Raw genomic sequence first — 6946 nt, 5'->3', positions numbered from 1 at the left:
GGTGACGAAGGTGGTGCCGGTCAACCAACCGCCTAGTGCTAGGAAGGCGCAGGGGAACAATAGTATCCCTGACCAACCTACAAATACGAAGCGATCGCGCTTGAGCCAGTCGTCTAGAACGTCAAACCACCCTCTACTGGGTGCGCGTCCAACTGCGATGGTCATCGGACTAAAATCCTCATTTTTTTACTAAAATTGCAACGTTTCTCAGGCAGCGCGGAAAGCTAGTGTAACCGACTGCTGTAAGAAATTAACGTTTTTTTGACAATCTTAACTGCTTTTAAGCAACTGAGATTCTGAGAGCTTGCCGACTACTGAAGTCACCATTTCTCAGGGTTATGACATTACACGTACCATCGGCTAATAATCTAGCTGGTGGTAACTTAATGATTCTTAATTTATCACATTAGTCCGGGTTTTTGCCTGATACACAGAAGCAAATCAGCTATGTGACACAAACCTTTTGAACCACCCCACCGCGTAGGCGGATGGGGATTCCTGACATCTCATGATGACAGTGGGACATTCAAGTATCCCTCTAGACCCTCAAACTAACACCGTAACGATTGGCGTAAGAATTGGGCTTACATTTAGTTTAGATTCGCGCTTTCAGAGTCCATCACTCAGCCAGTTAGGTACGTTCTGCATCCTGATATTGCTTGTCAGTTGTTTAGGCTTTCTGCTTTTAAGCAGTAGTGACTTACTGTGCCGGAGTCTCACCGAAACTAGAATGCTTCAACACGTAGATAGTTGCTCATACTCACTTTTATATTTTAACATTCAAATGGAATTATCTACTTCGCTGCATTGGCTTCTAAGAAATAGCTCATTCCGACGCTCGTGCCTCGCTAACGCTGCGCTATCATACATCTGTCCTCTGTTTTACCTGCGGTAAAAATCAATTACAGATGTAATCGTCAATCGCCGCCTTACATCCCCACCGTATAGACGGATGGGGTATTACGGCGTTCCGATAAATAATATAAATATCAGAATTTTTACAATTTGACACAAGTTTTCTCAGAAATCTAAACAATTAGCAATGGGCATGGGGTATGGCGCGACAAGTGAGATCGGGGAGCAAAGGAGAATAATCAATGCCCCATGCCCAATTCAACTTGCAAGATATCCCGATTCAATGGGAGACTTTTAAAGAGAGTATCTCACAGGCAATGGTAGTTCAATGACGGCATCAACAACGATTAACACAGGCGATCGCCTCCTGCATCAAAATGTTCTCGGTTCTCGCCGGTTTAGTAACTACTGGTGGGCAACTATCGTTACCTTGGGAGCAACAGGTTTTTTTCTGGCTGGGTTGTCAAGTTATTTAAAAGTTAATTTACTCATAGTTAGCGATCCAACTCAACTGATATTCGTCCCCCAAGGTCTGGCTATGGGGTTATATGGTACTGCTGGCTTGCTACTAGCCACATACTTATGGCTAGTGATTTTATGGGATGTCGGAGGTGGTTACAACGAATTTAATCAGGAAACTGGCACAATAAAAATATTCCGTTGGGGATTTCCTGGCAAAGACCGCCAAATTGAGATTGACAGCCGCATAGAAGATGTGCAATCTGTGCGAATAGCCGTAAAGGAAGGTCTTAATCCCCTTCGCGCCCTCTATCTACGGGTTAAGAATCGGCGAGATATACCCTTAACACGAGTTGGACAACCGTTATCTTTAACAGAGTTAGAAACAGAAGGCGCAAAGTTAGCCCGCTTTTTGGGAGTGTCACTAGAAGGACTTTAAGGCATTGGGCATTGGACATTGGGCATTGGGCATTGGGCATTTCCCCCCGACCTCCCCATTCCCCATTCTCCCTTGAGACGATAAGATACTCTGGTTGAGTCAGTAATGGGCAATGCGGTTGAAAATTTCACAATTTTTGCTTTCTCTTGTGCTCATCAGTGCTTTGATGTTGGGAGGATGTTCAACAGAGCAAGTAGCTTCTAATACTTCTTCTCCAACCTCAACAGCTACCTCTCCAATCAGCGAGGCAAGCACCAAGACAACTACTGAAGCAACATCTGTATCTCAAACTATTAGTGAGAATATTCCTGGAATGACAGATTTACCACGGCTCGAAGGCAAGGCTACTGTGGTTCTCACGGTTAAAGGCTCGCCAATTACTATCGAAGTAGACGGCACTAATGCCCCCATTACATCTGGCAACTTTGTAGATTTAGTGCAGAAGGGTGTGTACGACGGTTTAGCTTTCCATTGAGTTGTCCGCGAACCCCAACCGTTTGTGGTTCAAGGGGGCGATCCTCAAAGCAAAGACCCGAAAGTTCCAGCAGATAGACTAGGAACAGGTAGTTATATGGACCCAAAAACCGGAAACGCTCGCTACATACCTCTAGAAGTTAAGGCAAAAGGTTCAGATACTCCAATTTACAATAAACCATTTGATGCTACTGCTCAAGCTGTCGTATTGCCCCATAAGCAGGGTGCAGTAGCAATGGCCCGATCGCAACAACCAGACTCGGCTTCTGCCCAGTTTTACTTTGCTTTAGCCGATTTAGCCTTCTTGGATGGTAACTACGCCGTGTTTGGCAATGTCACTCAAGGTTTCGATGTAGTAAACAAAATTCAGCAAGGCGATCGCATTGACTCCGCTAAAGTTACCCAAGGTGCAGAAAATCTGAAAACACCTGGACAGTAGGAGAAATCAATTCAAAATTCAAATTGGTTAAGGTTTGTGTAACTGGTATTGGTTTAATTTCCGCCTTGGGTGGAAGCTTAGAGGATAGTTGGCGAAATTTAATCGCAGGTAAATCTGGAATTCGATTACATCAACCATTTCCAGAATTTACCCCACTTCCTCTAGGTTTGATTGGTCAACAACCATCTGAGTTGGCAATATTAACTCAGCTGGTTGTTGCTTCTGCTTTGCAAGATGCTGGGTTAGTTCCACCTTTAGCTGATTTTGCTGTAGTCATTGGTTCAAGTCGCTCTTATCAAGCGTCTTGGGAGATGCTTGCAAGGCAAATGTATGAAAAACTCCACCCACAAGGGGATGGAGTTTTTGGGCATGGGGCATGGGGCATGGGGCATGGGAAAGAGTCTTCAGTATCCTCTTTTGGAAATTGGCTAGATACATTACCTCACATGAATGCGATCGCAGCTGCAAGACAAATTGGGGCATCAGGGATAGTTTTGGCACCGATGGCAGCTTGTGCAACTGGAATTTGGTCTATTGCCCAAGCAGCTTTATTGGTGCAAACTGGGCAATGTCAACGAGCGATCGCTGGCGCAGTGGAAGCACCAATTACACCCTTAACTTTAGCTGCGTTTCAGCAGATGGGTGCTTTGGCGAAAACTGGAGCTTATCCCTATGATTTACACCGAGAAGGCTTAGTATTAGGCGAAGGCGCAGCTGTGTTTGTCTTAGAATCAGCAGAGTTGGCAAAGCAGCGTCAAGCAAAAGTATATGGGGAAATTCTCAGTTTTGGCTTAACTAACGATGCCTATCATCCCAATTCACTAGAACCTGAAGGGAAAAGTGCGATCGCTGCCATCAAACAATGTCTAGAACGTAGTTGTCTATCACCAGCCGATATTGATTATATTCATGCTCATGGCACAGCTACTCAGCTAAATGACCGCATAGAAAGCATGATAATCCAGCGTTTATTTCCCCAAGGGGTAGCAGTTAGTTCGACTAAGGGAAGCACAGGCCATACATTAGGAGCTTCGGGAGCCTTAGGTGTAGCTTTTTCTCTCATGGCGTTAAAGCATCAAATATTACCGCCATGTGTAGGATTGCAGCAGCCAGAGTTTGATTTAGACCTCGTTACAGCAGCACATCTAAGTAAAATTCGGCAGGTCTTATGTTTGAGTTTTGGCTTTGGTGGACAGAATGCAGCGATCGCATTGGCAAGGTAAAAACTTGTGAGGGTTGTCATTAGTCATTAATGTTCTGTTTGACAATCTCACTGCTACCCAAAACTTAGAAGCATTCATCGAGCAGGCGATCGCTCTGAGAGAGAATGAAGCCACTTAAACATAAGTGTTATGTAACTCTTGTGGGGTGAGGTACAAGAACCCCACCCCCAACCCCCTCCCGAAGAGCGGGGGCTATGACAATACGGTTCAGTTAGCGCAAAAAACCTTAAGCTGCGTAGGTTGGGTTGAGGAACGAAACCCAACATTTGGGCAGGTTTGTTGGGTTTCGCAAAGCCTCAACCCAACCTACAATTTTCCTTAACTGAACCGTATTGGGGGCTATGATGTACCTCATGTGATTAGGAAACGCTATATTAGTCTATTATTTCGCATACTTCTTTAAGTCCCTAGCAGAATATAAAATATAAAACTGTAACAAAAACTACAAAATTCTTGTTTTTCCCAAAAAACAGGATAAGCTAAATACATACGATATCTGGTTCGTAAAGATACCGTATTTAGGAGAAAATCTTATGATTTCCAAATCCCTGTTGCTGCCAGAACCTGCTTCTCCAGCGCATATATGCCCATTTGACCAAGCCTGTAGCTACTTAGAAGCGGCAGCTAAAGAATTAAATTTAAATCAAGGTTTGCTGGAAATTCTCAGCCACCCGCGTAAGGTTGTCACAGTTTCCATTCCCGTGAGACTAGATGATGGTGAAATACAAGTTCTCGCTGGACATCGCGTGCAGCACTCCGATGTTTTAGGCCCCTACAAAGGCGGAATTCGTTACCATCCAGCTGTGACACTGCGCGAAGTATCCGCTCTAGCAATGCTGATGACCTGGAAATGTGCCTTGTTAGGTATTCCTTACGGTGGTGGCAAGGGTGGCATTGCCATCGATCCAAAACATTACAGTGTTGGCGAATTAGAGCGAATCAGCCGCCGTTATATCAGCGAGTTAATTAAAGATATTGGGCCTGCCGTAGATATTCCTGCACCCGATATGGGTACTTCTGCCCGTGAAATGGCTTGGATGATGGACACTTACTCTGTGAATGTTGGTCATGCTGTGCCGGGGGTTGTAACTGGGAAGCCCCTATCTATTGGTGGTTCCTTGGGACGAGAAATGGCAACCGGACGTGGTGTGATGATTATTGTACGTGAGGCGCTGGCAGAGCAAGGTAAATCCTTGGCAGGAGTGCGAGTAGTTATTCAGGGTTTCGGTAACGTCGGCTGTGCCGCAGCAGAATTACTATATGAAGCAGGCGCAAAAATTATCGCTGTTTCAACGGGTGCTGGGGGAATATTTTCCGAACTTGGTCTTGATATTCCCAAGTTGAAAGTTTACGCTGCTGAAAATCGCAAGAGTATTATGGGTTTTCCGCAATCTGTACCAATTAGCAATGCAGATTTATTGACTTTACCCTGCGATGTCTTAATACCAGCGGCTTTAGAAAACCAAATCACTGAGGAAAATGTGAATCAGGTGCAGGCACAAATTGTCGCAGAAGCAGCTAACGGGCCAGTTACTCTTGAGGCTAACTTGTCGTTAGAGGCGCGGGGTGTGACAGTGCTGCCAGACATCTTGGCGAATGCTGGCGGTGTAGTAGTCAGTTATCTAGAGTGGGTGCAGGGACTTTCCTACGTATTTTGGGATGAGGAGCGCGTCAACCGCGAAATGGAACATTTGATGGTGCAAGCCTACCGCCGGGTGATTCACCAGTCGAAGGTACGGCAAATTTCTTTAAGGTTAGCAGCTTACACCATCGGGGTGGGTAGAGTTGCCCAAGCGCTGACTGACAGAGGTCTTTATCCTTAAGTTTTTGATTGAAAAATAATGCAGAATTCAGAATAGTCACACAGAATTAAATTCTGTTAGCGATAGCGGGGTGTTTAGCCCATTCTGACTCCTGACTCCTGAATTCTGTGGAAATAAATAATATTATGGATGATACAGAAATTCAAGTAAAAGGCATCAATGCACTATATAAATCTCTCGGTTCAGCAGCAGCTATGAGGTTCTTGACACTGCTACACAAAACTTCTACTGATTATGTACAAATGTCTAGAACAGTATATCAAGATTAGACTATAGATGAAATTTTTACTAGAGCAAAACAAAATTGGCAAGATTAATTATATCAAGCGATCGCCCTCGGTTTTTAGTTTATTTAAAAAGAGCGATAACGCAATCGCTGACAAGTCAGTTCGCACTTAGTTATTGGGTTGTTTAATAAAGAGCAATCTTACTAGTACACAATAAAGTGCGCTCCCTCTATATCAGCGTGTCATCGAAAGTGCGATCGCAAAAAAGGTGGCTATGGCACTAAAATGATGAATGCGTAGACGCAAAGCGGCTTGTCGCAAGACATCGCCTCTGGGAGATGTTAGCTTTACCTAATGGCGGAGTGCGAGTCATGCTAAGTTGGCGTTTACCCTAAGTCGATTTAGTTAAATTAAAAAAATAGTAGGAGTTCGGCTATTGTATGGTGAAACCAATAATCCAACTAGCAACTCAAACCTTATACGACCAAGATTATTATCTCTGGCTGAGAACAACTATCAACCAACTTCGCACTGGACAGTTTTCTGTTGTTGATTTAGATAATTTGTTAGAAGAATTAGAAACTATGGGTAGAAGGGAGAAGCGAGCAATTGAAAGTTTATTAATTAAGCTTCTTGAACATCTACTAAAACTCAAATGTTGGGATAATGAAAGAGAACGTAATCAAGGACATTGGAAAGGGGAAATTAGGACTTTTCGTAGAGAGATTAAAAAAGCTCTGAAAGATAGTCCCAGCTTAAAACCTTATATTTTAGAAATATTTGATGAATGTTATCAAGACGCAAGGACAGAAGCAACTGATCGCTCTCAACTCCCCATTGACATATTCCCTGTTATCCCCATTGGTTCTTTAGAACAAATTTTAGATGAAAACTGGTTTCCCGAATATAACCACAATCATCACGGTAAAGCCGATTAAAATAGATACTTAACTTGGGCTTCCATAGGAGTTATCCAGTCGTGCAGCCGGATTTAATAGGCTTGGAAA

The 6946-nt window shown here is 43.8% G+C and carries 5 protein-coding genes and 2 pseudogenes; 6 read left to right on the top strand and 1 reads right to left on the bottom strand.

What is annotated here, in order from left to right; translation table 11 throughout:
* Nucleotides 1–165: pseudogene (locus ACEW80_RS09045) on the bottom strand (photosystem II D2 protein (photosystem q(a) protein)); the annotation flags it as partial.
* A 1018-nt stretch (nt 166–1183) separates the two neighbouring features.
* Between ACEW80_RS09045 and ACEW80_RS09040 the strand changes: the two are divergent.
* The 6 genes and pseudogenes from ACEW80_RS09040 (at nt 1184) to ACEW80_RS09015 (ending at nt 6877) form a co-directional block, all read left to right on the top strand.
* A complete protein-coding gene (locus tag ACEW80_RS09040; RefSeq protein WP_373526263.1) occupies nt 1184–1753 on the top strand; it encodes a photosystem I assembly protein Ycf4 in 570 nt (189 codons plus the stop codon).
* A 112-nt stretch (nt 1754–1865) separates the two neighbouring features.
* Nucleotides 1866–2666: pseudogene (locus tag ACEW80_RS09035) on the top strand (peptidylprolyl isomerase).
* Between the two features lie 23 nt (nt 2667–2689).
* Entirely contained in the window at nt 2690–3889 is a 1200-nt protein-coding gene (locus ACEW80_RS09030) for a beta-ketoacyl-ACP synthase (protein ID WP_373526262.1), read from the top strand.
* Nucleotides 3890–4422: 533 nt separating this feature from the next.
* On the top strand, nt 4423–5712 hold the full coding sequence (locus ACEW80_RS09025; RefSeq protein ID WP_373526261.1) for a Glu/Leu/Phe/Val dehydrogenase: 1290 nt from the start codon (nt 4423–4425) through the stop codon (nt 5710–5712).
* A gap of 125 nt (nt 5713–5837) precedes the next feature.
* On the top strand, nt 5838–5981 hold the full coding sequence (locus ACEW80_RS09020) for a hypothetical protein (RefSeq protein ID WP_373526260.1): 144 nt from the start codon (nt 5838–5840) through the stop codon (nt 5979–5981).
* A 398-nt stretch (nt 5982–6379) separates the two neighbouring features.
* Entirely contained in the window at nt 6380–6877 is a 498-nt protein-coding gene (locus ACEW80_RS09015) for a DUF29 domain-containing protein (protein ID WP_373526259.1), read from the top strand.
* The last annotated feature ends 69 nt before the right edge of the window (nt 6878–6946 follow it).

The sequence above is a fragment of the Nostoc sp. genome (assembly GCF_041747015.1).
GTDB lineage: Bacteria > Cyanobacteriota > Cyanobacteriia > Cyanobacteriales > Nostocaceae > Nostoc.
Note: the sequence above shows the minus strand (reverse complement) of the source record. Positions and strands in the feature narration are given on the sequence as shown.

Coding starts and splice junctions, on each gene's coding strand:
- ACEW80_RS09040 (WP_373526263.1), top strand. CDS start 1,184: ATGACGGCATCAACAACGATTAACACAGGCGATCGCCTCCTGCATCAA.
- ACEW80_RS09025 (WP_373526261.1), top strand. CDS start 4,423: ATGATTTCCAAATCCCTGTTGCTGCCAGAACCTGCTTCTCCAGCGCAT.
- ACEW80_RS09020 (WP_373526260.1), top strand. CDS start 5,838: ATGGATGATACAGAAATTCAAGTAAAAGGCATCAATGCACTATATAAA.
- ACEW80_RS09015 (WP_373526259.1), top strand. CDS start 6,380: ATGGTGAAACCAATAATCCAACTAGCAACTCAAACCTTATACGACCAA.